The sequence below is a fragment of the Acinetobacter lwoffii genome, from assembly GCF_024129735.1.
Lineage (GTDB): Bacteria > Pseudomonadota > Gammaproteobacteria > Pseudomonadales > Moraxellaceae > Acinetobacter > Acinetobacter lwoffii_H.
Window position 1 is genome coordinate 36,813 of sequence record NZ_JAMXXK010000002.1, and the last position, 24,426, is coordinate 61,238.

Genomic DNA, 24,426 nt, shown 5'->3' on the forward strand with positions numbered 1-24,426 from the left:
GCTAGCATCCAATACCAATGACTCACCGCTCCTGCTAGCCAAAATCTGCAGAGTGGTAAATCAAAGGTCTTGCCAACAAAAGAAAGCTTGGAAAAGCTGACTTGGTTCTTTGCTATGATGACCATGCTCGGTTGAGCAAATATGTTGACCATCACCCTTCTGCTTTGCGCAAAAGGCGGCTACTCCCCAATGAAGTGCGCCAAGTATAGAATCAAATAGATTATTTTTCAATGCAGCAGCAAAAAACCCTGCCGAAGCAGGGTTTTCTCTTTACACCCTCTTTATATTTCTCCCAGAGAGAGAATAAAGGGCATATACATGATTTTTTAGATCAATAAAGTACGGATATCTTTGAGCAGCTTGGTCAGCTTGTTGGTGAAACGAGCAGCATCTGCACCATTGATCACACGGTGATCGTAGGACAATGAAAGCGGCAGCATCAAGCGTGGATCAAAGCCTTCACCATTCCATACTGGTTGCATGGTGGCAGGAGAAATACCCAGAATCGCCACTTGCGGCCAGTTCACCAATGGCGTAAATGCTGTACCACCAATTGAGCCCAGGCTGGTGATGGTAAAGTTCGCACCTTGCAGGTCTTTCGGTGACAATTTCTTGTCACGCGCTTTTTGACCCAGGGTTCCCAGCTCAGTGGCAATCTGTTTAATGGACTTCTGATCGGGATGACGCAGTACAGGCACGGTCAAACCATCTGGCGTTGCGACCGCGATACCCATATGGATCTCGTTACGTAGCAAGACTGACTTACCATCATCGGCCAAGTGACCAGCAAATTCACGCTCTTCTTTTAACAAGTGCGCAACTGCTTTGATGATGAATGCCATAATGGTCAGGCTCAGGCCTTCTTTCTTGAAGTTGCCTTTCAGTTCATTACGCCATGCTTCGAGTTCAGTAATATCTGCTGCATCAAACTGGGTCACTTGCGGAATGAAATTATTCAGCGACAACTGTGGAATAGACACTTGTTGCAAACGCGTCAAGGCTTTCTCTTCCACACCACCAAAAGCGCTAAAGTCTGGCAGTTTTGGCAGACCTGCGACTTGAGCAGCAGCGGCTACAGGAGCCGCCTGTGGCGTAGTAAGACGCGTTTTGACATACGCTTTCAGGTCTTCTTTCATGACGCGCGCATGTGGGCCAGATGCTTTGACATCTGCCAGCACAACGCCCAGTTCACGTGCCAGTTTACGCACTGCAGGACCGGCATAAACTTTAGAATTAGCGGCATTCTGCTCTTTGGTCAGCTTGTCAGCATTATCCGACGTCGTGACTGTTTGAGTAGAAGATGCAGCAGGTGCCGGGGCTGCTTTTGGTGCTTCTGCTGCTTTCGGTGCTTCTGCTTTGGCTACGACAGGTGCAGCAGCTGCTTGCGCTTCAGCTTCAGCTTCAATTGTCACCAGTGCAATGCCTTGAGAGACATTTTGACCCAGCTCAACATGAATGGCTTTAATCACGCCAGCTGTAGTGCTTGGCACTTCAACAGTGGCTTTATCTGATTCTACCACGATGATGCTCTGATCTTTTTCAACCGTATCACCGACCTGAACCAGAATTTCCGCCACAGCCGCCTTGTCTACACCCAAGTCAGGCACAGCAATTTCAACATCACCTGCAGGTGCTGCTGGCGTTTGTGGTGCTTCAACTGCTTTCTCTTGGGTGGCCGCTTGAGCAACTGGTGCTTGAGATGCTTCTGTCTGTGCTGACGCTGCCGAAACAGCCGTTTTCACTTTCAGAATGACCACACCTTCTTTGATCGTGTCGCCTTCTTTAATCTGGATGGATTCCACCGTACCTGAAACCGTACTTGGCACTTCAACAGTCGCCTTGTCTGATTCCACCACTACGATACTTTGATCTACCTCGATTTCATCACCGACAGAAACCAAGATTTCACCGACAGTGGCTTTTTCTACGCCAATATCGGGGATTTGCACATCAACCACTTGTAAGCTTGTTTGAGCCTCAGGAGCAGCAGAAGCTTTAGGCTGATGTGAAGCCAGTTCCTGCATGATTTCCTGATCCAGTAATGAAGTCGGAGTATTTTCTGAGGTTTTTTGTGAGGCATCTGCTTGCTGTGGCTCGACCACATCAGCGCTACCGTCTTCAGCTTGTAGCTCAATCAGTACTGCGCCTTCAGCGACTTCATCACCCTGACTCACCAGAATGCTTTTTACCACGCCTGCTGAAGTGCTAGGCACTTCAACAGAGGCTTTATCAGATTCAAGTAACACAATGCTGTCATCGATCGCGATCGTATCACCCACTTTGACCAGAATTTCGGCCACTGTTGCCTTATCTACACCAATATCAGGAGTCGTAATTTGCATGCTTAGTTCTCCTCTTTGTAGTCAGCAACAGCATGTACAGATGGGGTTTCTTGAGGTGTCCAAGCCACTGGACGATCTGTATCAAGCTCGAAAGTCGAGATCGCATCTTTTACCAGACGCGCATCAACTTCACCTTCATCTGCCAGTTTTTTCAGGGTTGCTACTACAATATGGGCAGCATCAACACCGAAGTAACTACGCAAGTTGGCACGTGTATCTGAACGGCCATAACCGTCAGTACCCAATGCTACGAATGGACGGCCATCTGGAAGATAAGCACGAATCTGTTCGCTATAAGCACGCATATGATCGGTTGCAGACACGACGATACCTTCAGTACCGCGAAGCTGTTTCGATACCCATGCTTCTTTTACGTCTTCAGCCAGCGGATGCAAGCGGTTGTATTCTTCACATGCCATACCGTCACGTGCCAGTTCATTGAAGCTGGTCACGCTGTAGACATTTGAATGAATTTGATATTCTTCACGCAGAATCTTCGCCGCCTTGATCACTTCACGCAGGATTACACCTGAGCCCAGTAACTGAACAGTGGCTTTTTCATCTTCTTCCAGTAAGTACATACCACGCTTAATGCCTTCTTCAACACCTTTTGGCATTTCCGGATGCTCGTAGTTTTCGTTCATCACGGTCAGGTAATAGAACACACGTTCCTGGTTCACATACATACGCTGTAAACCGTCATGCACGATCACTGCCAATTCATAACCGAAACATGGGTCATAAGAGACACAGTTTGGAATGGTATTGGCCAAGATGTGTGAATGACCATCCTGATGCTGCAAGCCTTCACCGTTCAGTGTAGTACGACCTGCGGTTGCACCCAGCAAGAAACCTTGTGCCTGTGCATCGCCGGCTGCCCATGCAATATCACCGATACGCTGGAAACCAAACATCGAGTAGTACATGTACATCGGAATCATTGGCAGGTTATTGGTTGAATAACTGGTCGCCAATGCTGCCCATGCACTCATCGCACCGGCTTCGTTAATCCCTTCCTGCAACATGTGACCGTCTTTGGCTTCACGGTAATGCATCAGCTGTTCTTGGTCTTCCGGGGTATATTTCTGGCCATGCGCGGCATAAATACCGAGCTGACGGAACATCCCTTCCAGACCGAAAGTACGGGCTTCATCAGGCACGATTGGCACAACACGGTCTTTAATCGCTTTCTCTTTAAGAAGTGCAGAGATTAAACGCACCATCACCATCGTGGTCGATTGTTCTTTACCATTTGAACCGGCCAAGACCGAATCAAATACTGAAAGTCCAGGAATCGCTAGCTGTTCGCTTTCCTTACGACGTGCAGGCAGGTAACCACCTAGCGCTTCACGACGTGCCTTCATATATTTCAATTCAGGGGAATTTTCGCTTGGACGGTAGAACGGTACTTCTTCAAGCTGTTCGTCGGTGAAAGGAAGGTTGAAACGATCACGCACATATTTCAAGGAATTGATTTGCATCTTCTTGATTTGATGAGTTTTGTTGACTGCTTCGATTTCTTCCGACAAACCATAACCTTTCACGGTTTTTGCCAGAATCACGGTCGGCTGACCTTTGGCCGTACATGCTTCGGCATAAGCAGCAAAGACTTTGTACGGGTCGTGACCACCGCGGTTCAGATTATCAATATCTTCGTCGCTTAAGTCTTTAACCAACTCAGCTGCTTCTGGATATTTGCCGAAGAACTTTTCACGCGCGTAAGCACCACCTTTTACCTGGTAACGCTGGAAATCGCCATCAACTGCTTCTTCCATCACTGCTTTCAGTGCACCGGATTTATCTTTATCCAGTAGTGGATCCCAATGACGGCCCCACACAACTTTAATCACACGCCAGCCTGCGCCGCGGAATAATGACTCAAGTTCCTGAATGATCTTGCCATTACCACGTACCGGACCATCCAGACGTTGCAAGTTACAGTTCACTACCCAAATCAGGTTGTCGAGCTTTTCGCGACCTGCCAGAGAAATTGCACCCAAGCTTTCCGGCTCGTCCATCTCACCATCACCCAGATAAGCCCAAACCTTACGATCTTCTTCTTTAATCAGGCCACGGTTCATCAGGTACTTTTGGATATGTGCCTGATAAATTGACATGATTGGACCCAGACCCATCGATACGGTCGGGAACTGCCAGTAGTCCGGCATCAAATAAGGATGCGGATAAGATGGCAAACCTTTACCACCCACTTCACGACGGAAATTATTCAGATGCTCTTCAGTCAAACGGCCTTCTAAAAATGAACGCGCGTAAATACCCGGTGCACAGTGACCTTGATAATAGATCATGTCGCCGCCAAAGCTGTCGCTGTTGGCACGGAAGAAGTGGTTAAAGCCCACATCATAAAGGGTTGCGGAAGAAGCAAAACTCGCTAGGTGACCACCGAGATCGTCACCGGTTTTATTCGCGCGTAATACCATTGCCAAGGCATTCCAGCGGATCAGCGCGCGAATACGGCGCTCCATGTCCTGGTCGCCTGGCATTGCAGGCTGTTCTTCAACAGAAATCGTATTTAAGTAGGGAGTATTTAAACGCTGAATAGGAACATGCTTTGCAATTGCGCGTTGATAAAGTTTTTCTAACAAAAATGCTGCACGCTCAGTGCCCATGTGCTGCAAAACAGAGTCAAATGCATCTTGCCATTCTTGGGTTTCTTGCGCGTCTGTATCGCCATAAAACGCCATAATCTACAGTTCCTAAAAGCCTAATCTAATGTCTTATATGTACCATATTTAAGACCTCTGCAGGTATGGCCTTAGCTGAATGCGATTTAGCAGTACTATTTAGGAACTAAATGATGGGTGACGTATAATTACACTACATAACAAAAAATAGTCAATAAAGGCGATTTATTATACAATCATTATAATAGTTGGTGATAATATGAGACTTAAAAGTGATAAAACAAAAAGCCCTTCAAGTTGACTTGAAGAGCCTGCAGTTTAAACGCTTTAAAATGCTTATTGGAGGTTTTTATGTATAGAGATGCTTCTTGTTATTCAGGTCTATACTTAAGGTAACATGGCCAAATAAGTAGATGGGTTTTTACGTTGACCGTCTTTTACTACTTCATAATGTAAGTGTGGACCGGTACAGCGACCAGTACAGCCAACGTTGGCAATATGATCACCTGCTTGCACCTGCTCTCCCACACGTGCAATAAGACGTGAAGCATGGGCATAGCGCGTTAAATAGCCATTGCCATGATTGATTTCAACGTATTGACCATAACCTGTGCCCCAACCTGATTTGGTCACAATTCCTGGACCTGTTGCATAGATTGGTGTACCACTTGGCGCTGCAAGATCAAGGCCTGAATGATTTTCAGCACGGCCACTCATGGTACGACCACCGTAATTTGAACTTACGCGAGAATTAGGTAAAGGATGAGAAATTAGCCAAGAATAAGCACTGTTTGCTGCCGCTTTATTGGATGAAGTATTGGCATACTTCTGAGCAAGCGTTCGATTGTTCAGTTCAACTGGTTTCTCACGAAGTTGAACATTCAATTTAGTCTGTGCTGGAATATCGATATCATCTGGATGAGTATATGCACCCTGTGCCAGAGTACGCGTCAATTGCTCGATACGATCTGTTGAACCATTTTCTTGATTTAGATTGACTAAATCTGCGAACGCAACCGAAGCCGCTGAAACTGATAAAGAAAATGCCAACAAAATACGTCGCATATGCATAAAAAACCTCTCTAAACTGCTTTAATCGAGTTCCTTGAAGATCTCTATCCTTGATATCCACTAAAAGAAGCGCATAAGATTAAGACATAAATATGTAGGAATCATGTATGTCGGAACCTGTCAACGTTTTTCAACAAACAAGAAAACAGATAAAAACAGGAAACTTTTCGTTTCTCTCATCACAAGTCGCTGCCTGGCAGAAACTTACGAAACTCGTACAACCGCTATTGCCCCAACCGGAACGCTGGCAAGTTGTCTGCTATCAAAATGGTGTGTTAACGATTACCGGTGAAAACCAGGCCATGATCAGTCAATTGGCCTATCTTCAAAAGCAATACATTTCACAACTCTCTCAAATAAATGAATTAACAGATCTCACTAAACTTCAAGTTTGCTTGCGGAATCCTTCGCAAACATCACCTGTTTCAGCAACACCTGAAAGAGCCTTAAATGCAGAAACACAGGAATTACTTCGTAGTGCTGCTGACTTTATAAGCGACCCTAAGCTTAGCCAAGCTTTACTACGTTTGGCAAGCAATAAAAAGTAACATAGCAATCAAATGTAATAAATTAAAAAGCAAACATTATGTGATGTGTATCACAGTATTAAAGCAATAACAAAAACATAAAGACACAAACACAATGACTTATGTCACATTCACATACATGATTGGACAATTGGCTTCGTCATCAAATGTTACAATTTCATAGCAGCTTGGATCACTTTTCACATTGCGTAAAAGTTGATTATTCAAGGCATGTCCAGATTTATAACCATCAAATTTGGCAATAATCTGATGCCCGAGCAGGTATAAATCACCCACGGCATCCAGAATTTTATGACGTACAAATTCGTCCGAGAAACGTAAACCTTCTTCATTAACGACCCCGGTTTCATCTACACCAATGGCATTTTCCAGGCTGGCACCCAGCGCCAGATTATTGGCTTTGAGATAATCCAGATCTTTCATAAACCCAAAGGTACGCGCTTCACTGACTTCATAAACGAAGGTTTCAGTAGAAAAATCGATACTGGCGGACTGATGTTCTTTTTTAAAGGCAGGATGATCAAAATCGATGGTGAAATTCAGCTGAAAGCCCTCATGTGGGCTAAAAATGGCACGTTTGTCATCAATGAGTGCTTCAACCGGTTTAATAATCTTGACGAATTTTTTAGCGGCATCCAGCTCTTGCAAACCGCCCTGCATGAGCAGGTAAATAAACGGACCTGCACTGCCATCCATAATCGGGACTTCAGAGGCCGACACTTCAATAATCAGGTTATCAATGCCTAGACCAGCAATCGCACTCATGACATGTTCAATGGTGCCTACTTTGGCATTTTCCTGAACCAGGTTCGAGCACATGAAGGCTTCTTGAATCAGCATGGCATCGGCAGGAATGTCGACTGGCGGATTCAGGTCAATACGACGAAACACAATTCCCCCATCGGCATGGTGCGGCACAAAGTTAATCATGACTTTTTGCCCACTGTGAAGACCGATTCCGCTCGCTTTCACGACACGTTTCAGGGTACGTTGTTTCAACATGCTTTTATCATCTGTTCATCTATAAAACCGCTATACGTTAGCATATTTGGCTATTGATAAAAAACAAAAAGGTGGCTTAAAAGCCACCTTTCCTGTCTAATCTAGCTAAACACATGATGTTACATGTTATTTACGCTGTTGATTCTTAAGATAATCCTGAATGCTCATTGGCGTTGGGCGCGGGCTAGAAACTGAAGCCGCCGCTGGATTCGCTGCTGCACCTGTTTCATGCTGCTGACGCTGAATTGCCGGTACATCATCATCTTCCACCACAGCCTGTGCAGCTGCTGCTGGACGAGTTGCCTGTACATTAGTACGTTTGGTCGGTTCAACTGAATCCGCTGCATGACGGGTGAGACCTGTTGCAATCACAGTCACGCTGATTTCATCACGCGCATCCGGATCAAAAACGGTACCGTAGAACACTTGACCCTCATCTAAATCGACAATCTGGTTCACGACATCAGTAATTTCTTCAATTTCACCGAAAGTCACGTCATCGCCACCAGTCACGTTGATCAGAATGCCTTTGGCATTCATGATAGTCACGTTGTCGAGTAATGGACTACGGATTGCCTGCTCAGCAGCCTGACGTGCACGGTTCTCACCACGACCCAGACCGACACCCATCATGGCATAACCACGAGTGCTCATGGCTGTTTTTAAGTCAGCAAAGTCAAGGTTGATATGGCCAGGACGGACTACCAAATCAAAAATACTGCGTACTGCATTCAACAATACATCATCCGCTTTTTTATAGGCATCTTTCATTGAAATATCACGGAAGACTTTCAATAGACGCTGGTTTGGAATGATGATTAATGAGTCTACATGCTGCTCTAGCGCTTCAATCCCTTTTTCAGCAGACTGTAGACGGCGTTTGCCTTCAAAGTTAAATGGCGTGGTCACGACACCAACGGTCAGAATACCCATTTCTTTCGCAATTTCAGCAACCACTGGCGCTGCACCGGTACCGGTACCACCGCCCATACCCGCAGTTACAAAGACCATATCGGTCCCTTCAAGCTGTTGGCGAATCAGTTCACGGCTTTCTTCTGCTGCGGTCTGGCCGACTTGCGGATTTGCACCTGCACCCAGACCACGGGTACTTTGCTCGCCCAGCTGAATTTTAAATTCGGCTTCCATGCGATCCAATGCCTGTTTGTCCGTATTGGCACAAACAAATTTTACGCCCTGGATATCGGACTGCAACATATGTTGTACCGCATTACCACCCGCACCACCTACACCAAATACAGTGAAACGGGCTTGACCATTGCTATCGCTATGATCGTCTTCGAAAAATTCAAATGAGGCCATGACCTATAAAATTCCTAATTCATAATTGGCAGTCACTAAGCCCGTATACTGCCTTAATCTTAATAAAATTGTTTTTAAGAATGCTGCTCATGCGTTCACTTGTCAAGTACAAGCCCGATTAACTACATCTTCCCAACAATATTCACAATAAAAATCGACTTAAAAGATTGATTTCAGGGTGTCATTAAAGCCAAACAAGGCTCTTTTGACCCGCTTAGCCAATGACAACCGCTCTACATCATCCTGTTCCACAATCGTGTCCTGGGTATCACTCTGACTAAACATCAGCAAGCCAGCCACCGTACTATATTGCGAGCGACGTAAAGCAGCCTGATGTTGTTCGTCTGCATACACCTGAGTCGGCGGATTACCTAAATGCGCCGAGACCCCCATGGTACGGCGAACAAAACTCACCATCCCTTCGATATGACTGGCATCACCGGTCAATACCACACCATGATACAAGCCCTGGATGGCACCATTTTTCACCAGCTCATCACGTACCAGACCCAGAATTTCTTCATAACGAGCCATAATAATTTCAGTCAGTTCAATCCGGCTGATGGTTTGTGGCCCGTCAATTCCTTGGAACTGAATCATATGGTCAGGCTTGACCACTTTCAGGTCGACACAGCCATACAATAATTTCAGACGTTCAGCTTCTTCGGTCGTGGTTTGCAATACTGCTGCAATATCACGGGTCACATGTTCACCGCCACGTTGGAAGGTATGGGTTAAGGCCAAACGACCATCCACATACACTGCAACATTGGTCGTGCCGGCACCGATATCTACTAAGCATACGCCATATTCTTTTTCGTCTTTCAGCAGGCTGGCTTCAGCAGTAGCCAAGCTCGACACCACCATTTTTTCTACACCAATATTGGCACCTTTCAGGGCGCGATCAATATTCTGCATGGTACTGATCGGCAGCATCATCAAATGATAGTGTCCGGTCATGCTATGTGCCGACATCCGAATCGGGTTTAACACCCATTCCGGTGAGTCGTCCAGCTCAAAACCCAGAGGCACAGCACTGACCAGATAATGATCTGAAGTCAAATGACTGGCTTTGGCCAATTCCAGTGCACGCACCACTTCACTGGTGGTAATCGCATGCTCGCTATTGTCGATCGAGGTGCGACCTGAAGCATAAAAGCTTTTTAATTCGGCACTTGGAATAGAGACCCAGGCAGAATGTACACGACATTCCGCCATATCTTCTGCTTCTTGAACGGCATTTTTAATTGCAGTAATAACTTTATCGAGACTGACAATTTTCCCTTTACTCATGCCTCGGTTACGAGCGGTGGCCATACCAATCACTTGGATATTGTCTGGCGCGTGTACCTTGCCAATCAAAACTGAAACTTTGTGTGTCCCAATGTCAATCGCCACAACCGAGGGAACAGCTTCACTCATTATTCACTACTACCATTACGTGTTTGTTAGATTTATGGCTTTAAATGCCTCTATTTTTTAAAGCCGGTCATTATGGCTTTACTGTTACCTTATTCTCAACGCCCGTGTCATCAATGGTTACAATAAAATGTCCATTTACAATTTTAGGCGGAATTGAATTTTTCCACTGTATCGACAATCCATTGCGATAACGCAGGTCGATGGCCGAAATTTTAGACCAGACCGGCTTTAAATCGCTCTGAGACAGATGGCTCAGGCGTTGTAATTTGCTCATAGTCTGGTCTTTATCCACAATTATTCTTAAACCCGAATCAAACTGCATAAACCAGGTCATTCGCTCGGTGAGATATAATTCTTTTAGACGAATGCCTTGTGGCAAAAATAACTGATTAATTTCATTATAACGACGCATCATGGTTTCTGCATGGCTCGCTGGCCCATGTAGCAACGGTAATGCCTGATAATTCTTGGGTATGACTTCAGTGAAAATAACACCACTGTCACTCAATAAACGCCCTGTCCCCCAACGTGCAATTGCATGATGCGGCATCACCCGCACCCGAATGCCATTTGGCCAGGCTCGGGACACCACGACCCGATCCACCCAGGATAATTCCAGAGTACGATCGCGGATCGCTTCCAGATCTGAAGTAAAATAGTTTTCGGTCACAATCGGTGACACATATTGCATAACCTGACGCTGTTCAGCAGCCGAGCGCGTACCTATCACGCCCAGCTCTGCCACGTCACTATTGGTCATGACTTTATATAAGCCCAATATTCCAAAGGCCAGCACCAATACCGCAATACACAACAATAACCAGCCACCAAAATTGGTCAGCTTTTCTTTGCGTGTCGGCGGCTTGTCGTGAATTGAAGTAATCGCAGCACGTTTACGGCGCATGGAAACAGGAAGTTGAGCCATATTTAGTGTGCCGAACCAGTCAAGGTCTGTTCCAGAATCGCGACACACAGCTCATCAAAACTGTATCCGACTGCAGCTGCCGCTTTTGGCACCAGTGAGTGACTGGTCATGCCCGGTACGGTATTGACTTCAAGCAACCAGAAGTTGCCCTGTTCATCCTGCATGGCATCAATCCGGCCCCAACCACTGGCACCGACTGCTTGGAATGCGCGCAAACTCAAGGCTTTTAACTGTTGCTCTTCAGCTTCGCTTAAACCACATGGAATGCCATATTGCACATCATTACGCTGATATTTCGCTTCATAGTCATAGAAGGCAACATCTTGAGGCGGTTCAAGACGAATCACCGGCAGCGCCTGACCATTTAAAACCACAATGGTATATTCACGACCGGTAATCCATTTTTCTGCCATCACCACAGCATCATGTTCAGTTGCCTTGGTAATTGCTTCTGCAAAATCTTCAATTTTCTCAACCTTACTCATGCCGATACTGGAACCTTCATGTACCGGCTTGATAATCAAAGGCAAGCCTAAAGCATTAACAATGTCGTTCGCATCAGAGTCTTTGGTGACAATGCGATACGGTGCTGTCGGCAATTCCGAACCCTGCCAGACCTGCTTGGTCTTGACCTTGTCCATGCCGATCGCAGAACCTTGTACACCGGTACCGGTATACGGCACGTTTAACCATTCCAGTGCGCCCTGGATCTGGCCATCTTCCCCGCCACGTCCATGCAATACAATAAAAGCACGATCATAATTTACCAGTTCTGTGACACTACGCTCCTGAGGATCAAACGCTTCCGCATTGACCCCTGAACGCACTAATGCCTCAAGTACCGCCGTACCACTGTCTAGAGAAACCTCACGCTCTGCAGATTTACCACCAAGCAACACGGCAACTTTTCCGAATTTTGAAGCATTTGACACGTTTATATCCTTAAACTTTTTTCAATCTGGTCAATTCAATTCAGTCACACAAGATGACTATTTTATATATAAGTGATTTTGTGCAAGTTCGACTGAGATTGCTCCAACATTACCTGCGCCCTGGGTTAATAACAAGTCATTTGCTTGCAATACTTTTCTCATGATCTGATTCAGGTTGCCGTCCGTCGCATCAACCAGAATCGGCTCGACTTCACCACGTAAGCGAATGCTGCGGGCCAAAGTACGGCTGTCCGCCCCGACAATCGGTTTTTCACCGGCAGGATAAACATCCAGCAACAATAACTGGTCTACAGTAGAAAGCACTTCCACAAAATCATCAAAACAGTCACGGGTACGGCTATAACGGTGTGGCTGGAACATCATTACCAGACGACGGTCCGGATGACTCTGACGCGCAGCTTTAATCGTCGCTTCGACTTCTTTTGGATGATGACCATAGTCATCCACCAGTTTCACGTCACCGCCCTCAATCGCAAACTCACCCTGAACCTCAAAGCGACGACCCACACCACTGAAACCTTCCAGTGCACGGCAGATTGAAGCATCAGACACACCTTCATCGGTTGCTATACCAATCGCGGCCAAGGCATTCAGCACATTATGCAAACCTGGCTGGTTGACCGTTACACGCAATGGCTCACGCTCTTTACGCAATACGGTAAAGTGGGTTTGCATGCCATCCTGATCAACATCTACTGCGCGGATGTCATTGTCCTCATTGAAGCCATAAGTCAGTAACGGACGTGCAATCCGCGGCATGATTTCACGGATATTGGCATCATCACCACAGACTACAGCCAAGCCGTAAAATGGCAGTTTTTGCAGGAACTGGATAAAAGTATCTTTCAGGACATCGAAGCTACCGCCATAGGTATCCATATGATCAGCATCAATATTGGTCACCACGGCAGCCATCGGTTCCAGGTGCAGGAAAGAAGCATCTGACTCATCGGCTTCGGCCACGATATAACGGCTGGCGCCCAAGGCTGCGTTCATACCGGTACGGTTCAGCAAACCACCGATCACATAGGTTGGATCCATGTTTTCTTCAGCCAGCATACAGGTGATCAGGCTAGTGGTGGTGGTCTTGCCATGCGTGCCGGCAACGGCAATACCATGGCGGTAACGCATCAGTTCACCCAGCATTTCCGCACGGCGAACCACAGGAATACGGTTTTCAATCGCGGTTTTAATTTCCGGATTTTCTTTATCAATCGCGGTAGAAACCACGATCACGTTGGCGCCCTTAATATTATTTGCAGTATGTCCGATATAGACTTTAATGCCATTCGCTTCCAGCTGTGCGGTGGTATTGGATGCCTTGATATCTGAACCGGAAACTTTATAGCCCTGGTTTTTCAGCACTTCCGCAATACCACACATGCCTGCGCCACCGATCCCCACAAAATGAATGTGTTTGATACGGCGCATTTCCGGCACTTTGATTAACTTTTTCGCTTGTTCAGCTGGGGTTGTTGGAGACATAGTTTACTCGGATTACAATTCTTGAATTAAACGGACCACATGTTGAGTCGCATCGGGTTGAGCCTGTCGGCGTGCTTTCACGGCCATTTCCATTAACAGCTGGCGATTCAGCATCGGCTCTAATAATGTTGTTAAACTTTCCGGGGTCATCGTGGCCTGCGGGCAAATCTTTGCCGCATTGATATTGGCCAGGAAACCGGCATTGGCCGTCTGGTGATCATCCACTGCGCTTGGAAGCGGCACAAAAATCGCAGCCACCCCGGCAGTGGCAATTTCAGTGACGGTCAAAGCCCCGGCACGGCAAATCACCAGATCGGCATCAGAATAGGCTTTGGCCATATCCTCAATAAAAGGCTGCACTTCAACTTGTAGACTGGCCGGTGCATTTTCATAACGTGCCCGGGTCGCCTCGGCATGGTTTTGCCCACACTGATGATAGACGCTTAATCGCACATTGAGTTGCTTTAAAGCTTCCGGAACCCGTTCATTTAAGGCTTGCGCCCCCAAAGACCCACCAACGATCAGAATACGTAAGGGCAATCCTGCCTTGTCACGCTCCTGATAACGCCAGGATGGATTTAAAATTTCGCTAATTTCCTGTCGTACCGGATTACCCGTAGTCACGACTTTATCTTGGGCCGGAAAGGTATTTGGAAAAGCCTGGCACACCGTCTTTGCCACACGCGACAATTGGGTATTGGTAAAACCGGCAACTGCATTCTGTTCATGGATCAGCACCGGAATACCTAAGATACGCGCAGCCAAACCACCCGGGCCTGCCACATAACCACCAAAGCCTGCCACGGCATCGACCTGAAGCTGTTTCATGAATTTCATGGCACTTAAGGTGGCTTTCATAATTTTAAAAGGCGCCAAGGCTTTACGCACAAAACCATTGCCACGCACACCTTGAATATCGATCTGATAAATGGGAATATTCTGGTTTTTTAACAGGCGGTTTTCCATGCCTACGGGCGTGGCCAACCATGAAACCTGTATACCTTTTTGTTGTAAATCTTTGGCAACAGCTAACGCTGGAAACACATGTCCACCTGTACCTGCGGCCATCATCATGACATGTTTAGGCTGTTTTTGCTGAGCTTCGGTCACGGTTTAATTCTTCAATTCAAAAAATGGAGCAGGAAATCTGATTTAAGTAATCAATTGTAATCACAAACCTCAGGCCATGAAAGTTTATTTACTTTATTTCAACAAGGCTTTAATTGTTTTTTTCATGCAAATTCCAAGTTTAGACTCGTTTTATTTATAAGGTCTGCACTTTTCCTTCGACTTAAGTGACATATCATAGCAATTTTAAATGATTTTCTCATTATATTATCAATAACCTTGCCACGGACAGGGCTTTATTTAGAACCCTTTACAGCTCACTCCCGGTCAATCCATATCCTATCATCGACTAATGAGCTTAGGCTTAAATCCTATCAATTTTATAAAACTTTCATGTTATTCATATCTATATATGAATGATGCTTGATGTACAAGCAGATGCTTTAAATGGACTCAGTTCGGATAAATGTCAAAAATATCATGTCATGATGTATGGATTATCTTGGCCGGTTATCTGGCTGCGATCCATGTCGGCAAACTTTCGGCCGTGATTCCTGTATTGCAGCAGGATTTAAACCTGAGTTTTACCCAGGCTGGTTTTTCATTAGCGTTGGTGCAGGCTGCCGGAATGCTGTTTGCGCTATGCATTGGCGCCTTCTCGGAAAAAATGGGATTAAAGCGCTGCCTGATCATGGCCTTAATCATTTTAGGGCTGAGCAGTTTTGCCGGGCTTTGGATTACGCAGCCTGCCACTTTATATGTATTGCGCTTTATGGAAGGAATCGGGTTTTTAACCATTTCCTTGTGTGCGCCAGCAATTTTAAAACGTACCAGCCGCGCTGAGACACTGAATTTCAAGATGGGACTCTGGAGTTCCTATATGGGCATCGGTGTCAGTCTGGCCGTATTGACGATTCCTCTCCTGCTTGAATATCTGGACTGGCAAATGATCTGGGCCATTTTGGGCTGCCTGTGCCTTGTCATTGCTGGCATGATTAAACAATATTTAAATATTGAACCTGTCTTGGTAACACAGCCAGACTCTTCTCAGCCAGCTACGGAAAACACCTCATTCTGGCAGATTGTTAAAATTACCCTGACCCACCCATCGATTATCTGTCTGGCGATTATTTTTGCCTGTTATAGCAGTCAATGGATCACTGTCACGGGCTTCCTGCCTACGCTGTATGTCGAACAGGGGCTAGACTTAAAACGCGCAGGGATGCTGGCTTCAATGGTCGTGCTGGCCAACCTAGGCGGTACTTTTGGCGCAGGCATGTTGCTGCAACAGGGTTATAGACCGCACACCTTATTGAGTACCGGATTTGTAGCAATGCTCTGCAGCAGTTGCTTGGTATTTGCTGCAAATTCCTGGCTCTCATTTGAATTGCAGGTTGTCAGTGCCGTGCTGTTTTCACTGATTGGCGGGATGATCCCAACCACTGTTTTTGCGATTACCCTGCACTATGCACCACGTGCCTATGCAGCAGCGGCCAGTGTGGGTCTGGTTTTACAAATTTCAGCCTGCGCACAGTTTTTTATACCGACCCTGAGCGCTGCGCTGATATCTGCCACTCAATACTGGGCCAATCTTGCCATTATCACCGTCTGCCTTTCGATGCTGGGCATGGTAATGACGGCATATTTATTTAAGCGTTACCCGAAATAAAAAAGGTAAAAAGAGCCTGCAAGCAGACTCTTCTTTCACCTGATTTTACCTTTAAACCTGATTGGCCTGACCTGCTTCCAGCACGGCAAACAGATCATCCGCAATCGAGGTGCCAAACTGCGCATCAATTTCACGGATACAGGTTGGACTGGTTACATTAATTTCAGTAACATAATTTCCAATCACATCCAGCCCCACAAAGACCAGACCTTTCTCTCTGAGATACGGCCCTACTTTTGCTGCAATGGCTTTGTCAGTTTCAGTCAGTGGGCGCGCCTCGCCCAGGCCACCCGCGGCCAGATTACCGCGCACTTCACCATTTTGTGGAATACGGGCCAGACAATATGGCACTGGCTCGCCATTAATCATCAGGATGCGTTTATCGCCTTCGACAATTTCCGGAATATAACGCTGCGCCATAATCGGCTGGGTACCATTATTGGTCAGCATTTCAATGGTTGAACCGATGTTGATGCCATCCTGATACAGACGGAAAATCCCGGTGCCACCCATACCATCTAGCGGTTTTACAATCACATCGACCTGTTCTTTGAGAAATTCACGGATCAGGCTTTGTTGCGAAGTCACCAAGGTCGGAACTTGCAGATGCGGGAACTGGGTTGCGAACAGTTTTTCATTACAGTCACGCAGGCTTTGTGGCTTATTGATAATCCATGCCCCTTCGCGCTCTGCCTGTTCCAGAATATAAGTGGTATAGACAAAGTTCATATCAAAAGGCGGATCTTTACGCATCAAGACAACGTCATAAGCAGCGATCGACTCTTTGCGTTTTTCGCCGAGTTCACAATAATGATCGTAGTCTTCAAATACCTGTAACGGCGCGATCAGACCAAAGGCCTTGCCCTGGTCGATATATAAATCTTGCTGCAATGCATAACCGAGTTCATGCCCGCGACGTGCTGCTGCCCATAGCATCGCCATGGTCGAGTCTTTCTTCAGGTTTACATTTTCAATGGGATCCATCACAACAAGTACGCGCATGTGTCTCTGCTCTTTTTCAAAAAATGACTTGGCAAGGAGTATAGCTTGTGTCGATTCTTTTGTTTATGGTGATTTTGCATGACTTATTTTATATAGGTACTGAGACAGATTGAGCCCACAGGAGGTTTGCCATGCAACAGGCCATTATCGGTTTTCACCTGGATGAGGAACAGCATTGGGTTGCAGAGCTGGCCTGCGGACATGGCCAGCATGTGCGGCATACCCCGCCATGGCAAAATCGCCCATGGGTGATGACCGAGCAAGGACGTAAAGAAAAACTCGGGATGCTGCTAGACTGTAAAAAATGCGAAAAGTGCGAAACTGAAACCTGAACCTATGAAAAAAGTAGTATGTAGGTGACCTAAAAAATAATCTTGTCCAGAATTTGCTAATTTGAGTTACTGCGTTTATGCTTTTATTGCTCAAACATGCAGCGCATTTTTTCAGGGTGTACTTTTGCTCATACGGCTCGTCAAACAGATCTGGTTGGTGATGCTTGTGGTTTTTGCCATAGGCTGGAGCAGTGTGTCTGTCGCATCTGCAAACACCATGCATCTGGTTATGCCGTCTGAAAAAACGAATCCTCATTGTCTGGAAATGACAAAACCCTCTGCTTCTCACTCGCTGCATAAGACTGATCATCATCAAGATCAGGAACTGATTCAGCCGGACTGTGTCAGTGACAGCACCCAGCAGTCATCAGATTGTCTGGATTGTGGCACTATGGCCTGCCAGAACTTGGTCACCAGCCTGCCCATTACAACGCCCGAGTTAAGCGTGCCTGATCACGGTTATCCGGAAAAAACCCTCCTCCCTGCTTACCATGCCCAGCACCTTGTCGGTTACTGGCAAGAAATCCTGCGCCCACCCAAAGCTTGATCCTGAATTTTTAAATTTTTTTATTCATTAAGGATTAAGTTATGTTGCTTAAAATCAGTCAAAGCCTGTGTCTGGGCTTCGGTCTCATCTCGTCGTCTGCCTTGTTTGCAGCCGTAAAAGAATATCATCTGGTCATTGATGAAAGCCCGATCAATCTCACCGGAAAGACGGTCAAGCGTATCACTGTAAACGGAAAATTCCCTGCACCCTTGCTGGAATTCGAAGAAGGTGATGATGCAGTCATTCATGTACAAAACAACCTGAACAATCAGGATACCTCACTGCACTGGCATGGCCTGCTCCTGCCCGGGCTGATGGATGGTGTCCCCGGATTTAACGGTTTTCAGGGCATCAAACCGAAACAGTCTTTTACTTATCGCTTCAAGGTTCGTCAAAACGGCACCTACTGGTATCACGCACATTCCAAAGGTCAGGAACAGGACGGCCTCTATGGCGCCTTGGTGATTCGCCCCAAAGCCCAGACATTGCTACCTGCACATGAACAAACCGAGCGGGATTATGTGGTGATGCTGTCGGATTTTCACGAACAGGGCAGCCAGCAGATTCAGAACAATTTAAAAAAATCGGCCGAATATTATCAGAACCAGCGCGAAACCGTTGGCGATGTATTTAAGCAGGTAAAACGTGACGGCCTCAAGGCCACCTGGTCAGACCGCAAGATGTGGAACCAGATGCGTATGCTGAAAACCGACCTATCTGATGTTACCGGTTATACCTTTCTGATCAATGGAAAAACGCCGCAACAAAACTGGAGTGGCCAGTTCCAGCCCAATGAAAAAGTCCGCCTGCGTTTCATCAATGCTTCTGCCATGTCGTTTTTCGATGTGCGTATTCCCCAGCTGAAAATGACCGTGGTCAGCGCCGATGGACAAGCTGTGCAGCCGGTCGCTGTAGATGAATTCCGGATTGGAACTGCTGAAACCTATGATGTGATTGTGGAACCCACTGCAGCGCATTACCAGATTGAAGCGGAATCGATCGACCGCTCAGGCTTTGCCATTGGCAGTTTGCATCAGGCAACTGATTCAAGCAAAACCCCGGCCCCGGTTCAATTACCGACACCGCGCCCTCGTGCCTTATTGACCATGGAAGATATGGGACATGGCGAACAGCATGACATGTCGCATGACGCACACAGCAGTCAGACCACGCAGACTGTCACAAGTGAACATGATCAGCATGCCCAGCACGACATGCATGCAAGTCATAGTGCCATGTCCGGAACCAATCAGCCTGTTCAGGGCTGGGCCAATATGTCTACGCCTGCAGGGCACAAAGCCTTGCAATATCAAGACCTCAAAGCCCTGACACCGCAACCTGATACCCGCGCAGCAGAACGTGAACTGGTGATTCGTCTGGGTGGAACTATGGAGCGCTATATCTGGACCATGAATGGTAAAAAATTCAGTGATGCCGAGCCACTTCAGGTGAAATATGGCGAGCGGATCCGGCTGAAATTTATCAATGACAGCATGATGGCCCATCCGATGCATTTGCATGGCATGTTTATGCAGCTGGAAAATGGTCAGTCTGCTGCAAATATGCCAAATAAACACACCGTGATTGTGCCGCCCGGGAAAACGGTGACCACCCTGCTCACAGCAGATGAACTGGGAGAATGGGCGATTCACTGCCATCTGCTCTATCACATGAGTGCCGGCATGATGAACAAGCTGATTGTGGCACAGGTTGACGAAGATCAAGCATCTCACCCTTCTTCACAAAAAACGCCGTCAAAGCCAGCAGCTGCCCAAGGAGAAAGCCATGCACATCACTAATCTTTTTGTAAAGTCAGTGCTTAGCAGTGCGCTTACCCTAAGCAGTCTGAGTATTTTTGCGGCAGCTTCTAGCGAGCATACGGGTCATAATGAACATCAGCATCATAGCGGATATCATGCCATGCAAAACATGGCTGATGACCACGCACAGCATACTGAAACAGCAAATGCCGTTTCTCATCAACCGCCACCAAAGTTATTGCATCAACAGCAGGCGCTGAACACACCACAAAATTCAGTCAGTTCTGCCAGCGAACATGATCATCGTAAAGAACATGGCGCACAGATTTATAGCCAGATTATTCTGGACCAGAAATGGCAGCATAGTTCAGAGGGAAATGGAGCATTCAAGTCCAAGAACCAGGCCAGAGTCGGCACGGATGAAAATAAAATTTTCCTCAAGCTAGAAGCCGACAAACATGAATCCCGTCAGGCCGAATATGATGCCAAAGTGTTGTATAGCCGAAATATTTCTGATTTCTGGGATGTGCAGACCGGGGTGCGCTATCGACAGGAAAATTTAGCCGAGCCTTCTATAAACCAGCAGAACGAGCGCTTCGATGCAGTATTTGGGCTACATGGCCTGGCTCCCTACTTTTTCGAAACGGATGCTCATGTCTATGTTGGTGAAGATGACTTTGTCGGATTAAAACTGAAAACAGAGCGTGACCTGTTACTGACTCAGAAACTGATTATGCAACCCTTTGTCGAACTGGATGTCATCCTGAATGATCAGGCAGCTAATGCGAAAAAAACCGGCCTTAGTCATGCCACCTTGGGCCTGGAAACACGCTATGAACTGAGCAAAAAGCTCATGCCTTATTTGGAAGTGGGTTATGAATATAGTAAAGGCAACCAACAGACAGCCTGGCAGCAAAGTTCTGATTCAGAAAAAGGCTGGATCTATGGTGCAGGTCTAAGAATGATGTTCTAAATTTTTGATACAGAAAATTATGCAGCTACGGGATGTGAAACGCCATTCATGTCCCGTAGCGCTATGGCACTATACATTTGACTGAGAAAGATTTTTTAAGCCTATGAACTGTACATGCAATGCTTTTCTGTACTTTCCCGCTCATTAAGACACTTGTTATTTTGCGAAAAACTAGTCTTCATCGCCTTGATTTCCACTGTTACTTTTAGCAACCAAAGTGCCTAACATAATGATAAAGGTACTTACACCGCCAATTAACAGGCTCAGCAGCCCCATTTCCAGCATAAAATTACTATCACCAGTCTCAGGGGCACCCCATAGAAATTGAAGACGATCGCCAAAAACAAAATTGATTGCACATACAATCAGAAAACCAATCAAGGTGGCAATCAGTAAAGTGACCACCAAGTTCTTCCACATTTTACATCCGACGAACAGGATGATCATGGCCAGTCCAACCATGGTGATGATGGATATAAGTAACACACTGTTCCAGTAATCCATGAGACTCACTCGTATTTGGTTTTAAATTAAAATCAAGAAATTCTTATAGTTAATTTTTCCAATTGAATTTTAATATAGGTGGATTTTTATACACAAACAATGACGATAACTATCTTAAAACTACAAATACTAATTTACCCAAAGTTATAAAATACACTGACTTAGTAAAATCTTGCTGGGTACTGAACGATTTTGATTAACATAAAGTAACACAAACACAACGTGTATTTATTGTTTAGCTTGGTTAAAGCTTAAATACAACCGATAAAGCTCAAGTAAACAGCTTGAAATTCTTTAAAAAACAAGAATGGAGCCACTTTTATAAGAAAAATAAATAATAAATATAAAAAACTTGAATATTTTCTGATTTAGGCTATGCTGTCTTTAACTAGAAAAAAGCGTTGTTTAGTTAAGCTTCTTTAAGTGCCGCAGTATTATTTATAATCCTCCGTTTTTTCAGATCTTTATTTCAATTCTTGTTGTTTTTCCAAGTTATCCATAGTCATTTGCATGACTAAAATTATTAAAATTTAACAGGTTATATTATGTCTACTACAGTTACCGGTACAGTAAAATGGTTTAACGAAACTAAAGGTTTTGGTTTTATTCAACAAGAATCAGGTCCTGACGTTTTTGCTCATTTCAAAGAAATCAGCAGTTCTGGTTTCAAAACTTTGTTTGAAGGTCAACGCGTTTCTTTTAGCGTGGTTGATGGTCAAAAAGGTCCAAATGCGATCAATATCGTTGCGCTATAATTTAGCCCAGCAATAAGAAAAAGCACCTTCAGGTGCTTTTTTTAGCACTGAAGATTCATAATTTTGGTGAAAGGTTTTCTGATTGTCTGTTTAGCTCATCAAAAGTGAATTTTTAAGAATCATGTTTCTGAATCACTGCTGCTCAGTTAGACTTTATAAAAGATAAAAATGAAAAACCCCTAGCATCCTGCCAGGGGCTTTCCGTATGGGTTCGCTTGGTATAACTCCTGTCGTACCTTACTTTCCTTGTATTTATCTATTGTTATTCTTGTGTGGAACCTCCTGTTCCTGTTAAAGCTATCATAGGAAATTTCCACTATTCAAAACAGCCGCAAAGTGCTGGAATTGATGTAAGCCAATGCTTACAAGAATAGACAGAGATAATAAATTTCAAATGTTTAGCAAATTGAACATCTACAAAAAAAGGAAGCTCAAGCTTCCTTTTCTATGCCAATCCAGGCTTAGATCCCATATTTAACACGGTAATCTTCCATTTTCGCCAAAGCTTCTAGGTCGCCTTTCGCTTCCAGATAGTCCATTAAATCTTTCATGGTAACTAAGGCATGTACAGGAATCTCAAGCTCTTGCTGCACTTCCTGAATCGCAGATAAATCACCCTGACCTTTTTCCTGACGATCAAGCGCCACGAGTACACCGGCAATTTGGGCACCGGCATTTTTCAGGATGGTGACGACTTCACGAATCGCCGTTCCTGCGGTAATTACGTCATCAATGATCCAGACTTTTTTACCTTCTACAGAAGCACCCACCAATACGCCACCCTCACCATGGTCTTTGGCTTCTTTGCGATTAAAACCCCACGGCACACTTACCCCATGATTTTGTGACAAAGCCACAGCAGTTGCTGCCACAAAGGGAATGCCTTTATAGGCAGGGCCGAAGATCACTTCAACATGGTCACATTCAGTCAGTTTTGCAGCATAGCCAGAAGCCAGCAGTGTCAAGGCTTCACCATCATTCAACAGACCCGCATTAAAAAAATAGGGACTCACACGTCCCGATTTTAAAGTAAACTCACCAAATTTAAGCACACCGCGTGATAATGCGAGTTCGATAAAAGCTTGCGGGTTAAACTGAGCTGGCGTTGACATGAGGTGCTCCTAAATCCATTAATTAAGGTAAGACTTGCGCATGATACCAAAGAGTAGCTATCCAGGTGATCAAAAAATTCTTCGCGTCGTTTCAATTAATGTCAACGGCTTACGTTCATCTGTCACCAAAGGCCTATTGGAATGGATGGAACAGTCGGATGCCGACGTGATTTGCATGCAGGAAAGCCGGATCACGCATGCGCAGTGGACCGATAAATTCAAGCCTGAAGGCTGGTACACGCACCTGTTTCCTGCCGAGCGTCCGGGTTATGCCGGTACTGCCATTTATAGCCGTCTGCCTTTTGTGTCTTTAACCGATGGCCTGGGTTTTGAACTGGCCGATTCACAAGGCCGTTTTATTGCTGCTGAATTTGACTTGGGTCTAGAACAAACTGTACAGATCTGTTCCCTGTATCTGCCTTCCGGTTCATCGGGTGATGAAGCGCAAGCACGTAAAGATCACTTTCTGGAAGAATACGCAAAAATTCTGAAACAGTGGCGCGATGAAAATAAATCGGTAATTGTCTGCGGTGACTATAATATCGTGCATAAACGTATTGATATTAAAAACTGGTCGGGTAACCAGAAAGCCTCGGGTTGCTTACCGCATGAACGTGCATGGTTAGATCATATCTACGATGAACTCGGTTATGTTGATACTTTCCGTGAAGTGCGTAAAGAAGCCGAGTTATATTCCTGGTGGTCAAACCGTGGACAGGCGCGTGCTAAGAATGTTGGTTGGCGGATTGATTATCATGCTTGTTCTCCGGACTGGAAAGAGCGCACCGTTAATGCTTGGGTCTATAAAGAACGATGGTTTAGCGACCACGCCCCCGTGATCATCGACTATAAATTATAATCTTCTCTATTTAATTGAGTGAACAGCTGTTCACTCAATTAAGGCTTATCTCTTACATGACATGACGTATTTTTTGGGTTTATCTCAATGTAATAACATAGCATTATAGCGCTACGGCACAAGGACATGTCA

Annotated in this window: 21 protein-coding genes and 1 riboswitch; of the genes, 8 read left to right on the forward strand and 13 right to left on the reverse strand. The window is 45.6% G+C overall.

Annotated elements, in window-relative coordinates:
- Positions 1-58: 58 nt before the first annotated feature.
- Positions 59-200: riboswitch (yybP-ykoY riboswitch) on the reverse strand.
- A 126-nt stretch (positions 201-326) separates the two neighbouring features.
- The 3 genes from NI469_RS01220 to NI469_RS01230 form a co-directional block, all read right to left on the reverse strand.
- Entirely contained in the window at positions 327-2,342 is a 2,016-nt protein-coding gene (locus tag NI469_RS01220; protein ID WP_121979731.1) for a 2-oxo acid dehydrogenase subunit E2, read from the reverse strand.
- A 2-nt stretch (positions 2,343-2,344) separates the two neighbouring features.
- Positions 2,345-5,047 carry a pyruvate dehydrogenase (acetyl-transferring), homodimeric type gene (gene aceE, locus NI469_RS01225; RefSeq protein WP_005261554.1) on the reverse strand — a complete coding sequence of 901 codons (2,703 nt, stop codon included), beginning with the start codon at positions 5,045-5,047 and terminating at the stop codon, positions 2,345-2,347.
- Positions 5,048-5,374: 327 nt separating this feature from the next.
- Entirely contained in the window at positions 5,375-6,058 is a 684-nt protein-coding gene (locus tag NI469_RS01230) for a M23 family metallopeptidase (RefSeq protein ID WP_004281322.1), read from the reverse strand.
- Between the two features lie 107 nt (positions 6,059-6,165).
- On the opposite strand from NI469_RS01230, the gene NI469_RS01235 reads away from it, so the two are divergent.
- Positions 6,166-6,606 (forward strand): DciA family protein, encoded by a 441-nt coding sequence (locus NI469_RS01235; RefSeq protein WP_004647242.1) that lies wholly within the window; start codon positions 6,166-6,168, stop codon positions 6,604-6,606.
- A gap of 99 nt (positions 6,607-6,705) precedes the next feature.
- On the opposite strand, the gene lpxC is transcribed toward NI469_RS01235, so the two are convergent.
- The 7 genes from lpxC to murG form a co-directional block, all read right to left on the reverse strand.
- A complete protein-coding gene (gene lpxC, locus NI469_RS01240; protein ID WP_004647241.1) occupies positions 6,706-7,608 on the reverse strand; it encodes a UDP-3-O-acyl-N-acetylglucosamine deacetylase in 903 nt (300 codons plus the stop codon).
- 126 nt (positions 7,609-7,734) lie between these two features.
- On the reverse strand, positions 7,735-8,928 hold the full coding sequence (ftsZ, locus tag NI469_RS01245) for a cell division protein FtsZ (protein WP_004647240.1): 1,194 nt from the start codon (positions 8,926-8,928) through the stop codon (positions 7,735-7,737).
- A gap of 159 nt (positions 8,929-9,087) precedes the next feature.
- Entirely contained in the window at positions 9,088-10,350 is a 1,263-nt protein-coding gene (gene ftsA / locus NI469_RS01250) for a cell division protein FtsA (RefSeq protein WP_004647239.1), read from the reverse strand.
- A gap of 70 nt (positions 10,351-10,420) precedes the next feature.
- The gene (locus NI469_RS01255; RefSeq protein WP_004647238.1) at positions 10,421-11,275 is read right to left on the reverse strand and encodes a cell division protein FtsQ/DivIB; all 855 of its coding nucleotides are present in this window, start codon (positions 11,273-11,275) and stop codon (positions 10,421-10,423) included.
- Between the two features lie 2 nt (positions 11,276-11,277).
- Positions 11,278-12,207 (reverse strand): D-alanine--D-alanine ligase, encoded by a 930-nt coding sequence (locus NI469_RS01260; RefSeq protein ID WP_004647237.1) that lies wholly within the window; start codon positions 12,205-12,207, stop codon positions 11,278-11,280.
- A gap of 57 nt (positions 12,208-12,264) precedes the next feature.
- Entirely contained in the window at positions 12,265-13,713 is a 1,449-nt protein-coding gene (gene murC, locus NI469_RS01265) for a UDP-N-acetylmuramate--L-alanine ligase (protein WP_004647236.1), read from the reverse strand.
- A 12-nt stretch (positions 13,714-13,725) separates the two neighbouring features.
- On the reverse strand, positions 13,726-14,823 hold the full coding sequence (murG, locus tag NI469_RS01270; RefSeq protein WP_004647235.1) for an undecaprenyldiphospho-muramoylpentapeptide beta-N-acetylglucosaminyltransferase: 1,098 nt from the start codon (positions 14,821-14,823) through the stop codon (positions 13,726-13,728).
- A 424-nt stretch (positions 14,824-15,247) separates the two neighbouring features.
- Between murG and NI469_RS01275 the strand changes: the two genes are divergently transcribed.
- Positions 15,248-16,450 carry an MFS transporter gene (locus tag NI469_RS01275; RefSeq protein ID WP_035340693.1) on the forward strand — a complete coding sequence of 401 codons (1,203 nt, stop codon included), beginning with the start codon at positions 15,248-15,250 and terminating at the stop codon, positions 16,448-16,450.
- 51 nt (positions 16,451-16,501) lie between these two features.
- On the opposite strand, the gene gshB is transcribed toward NI469_RS01275, so the two are convergent.
- Entirely contained in the window at positions 16,502-17,452 is a 951-nt protein-coding gene (gshB, locus tag NI469_RS01280) for a glutathione synthase (protein WP_004729150.1), read from the reverse strand.
- 131 nt (positions 17,453-17,583) lie between these two features.
- Here gshB and NI469_RS01285 point away from each other — a divergent pair, with 131 nt between their 5' ends.
- The 4 genes from NI469_RS01285 to NI469_RS01300 all read left to right on the forward strand — a co-directional run bounded on the left by NI469_RS01285 (position 17,584) and on the right by NI469_RS01300 (position 21,064).
- Positions 17,584-17,784, forward strand: coding sequence for a DUF3565 domain-containing protein (locus NI469_RS01285; RefSeq protein ID WP_004281307.1), 201 nt, complete (start codon positions 17,584-17,586; stop codon positions 17,782-17,784).
- A 124-nt stretch (positions 17,785-17,908) separates the two neighbouring features.
- Complete coding sequence (locus tag NI469_RS01290) at positions 17,909-18,331, forward strand: hypothetical protein (RefSeq protein WP_171476901.1); 423 nt, start codon at positions 17,909-17,911, stop codon at positions 18,329-18,331.
- A 41-nt stretch (positions 18,332-18,372) separates the two neighbouring features.
- The gene (locus NI469_RS01295; protein ID WP_138742627.1) at positions 18,373-20,130 is read left to right on the forward strand and encodes a copper resistance system multicopper oxidase; all 1,758 of its coding nucleotides are present in this window, start codon (positions 18,373-18,375) and stop codon (positions 20,128-20,130) included.
- Positions 20,117-21,064, forward strand: a complete 948-nt coding sequence (locus NI469_RS01300; protein WP_004729146.1) for a copper resistance protein B — start codon at positions 20,117-20,119, stop codon at positions 21,062-21,064. Before NI469_RS01295 ends, NI469_RS01300 begins: the two co-directional genes overlap by 14 nt.
- Before the next feature lie 171 nt (positions 21,065-21,235).
- On the opposite strand, the gene NI469_RS01305 is transcribed toward NI469_RS01300, so the two are convergent.
- The gene (locus NI469_RS01305; protein ID WP_004729144.1) at positions 21,236-21,568 is read right to left on the reverse strand and encodes a hypothetical protein; all 333 of its coding nucleotides are present in this window, start codon (positions 21,566-21,568) and stop codon (positions 21,236-21,238) included.
- Between the two features lie 545 nt (positions 21,569-22,113).
- Between NI469_RS01305 and NI469_RS01310 the strand changes: the two genes are divergently transcribed.
- Positions 22,114-22,323 carry a cold-shock protein gene (locus NI469_RS01310; protein WP_004281299.1) on the forward strand — a complete coding sequence of 70 codons (210 nt, stop codon included), beginning with the start codon at positions 22,114-22,116 and terminating at the stop codon, positions 22,321-22,323.
- 461 nt (positions 22,324-22,784) lie between these two features.
- Here the strand turns inward: NI469_RS01310 and pyrE are convergent, their stop codons facing one another.
- Positions 22,785-23,435, reverse strand: a complete 651-nt coding sequence (pyrE, locus tag NI469_RS01315) for an orotate phosphoribosyltransferase (RefSeq protein WP_044108820.1) — start codon at positions 23,433-23,435, stop codon at positions 22,785-22,787.
- A 40-nt stretch (positions 23,436-23,475) separates the two neighbouring features.
- Between pyrE and NI469_RS01320 the strand changes: the two genes are divergently transcribed.
- Positions 23,476-24,294, forward strand: coding sequence for an exodeoxyribonuclease III (locus NI469_RS01320; RefSeq protein ID WP_044108819.1), 819 nt, complete (start codon positions 23,476-23,478; stop codon positions 24,292-24,294).
- The last annotated feature ends 132 nt before the right edge of the window (positions 24,295-24,426 follow it).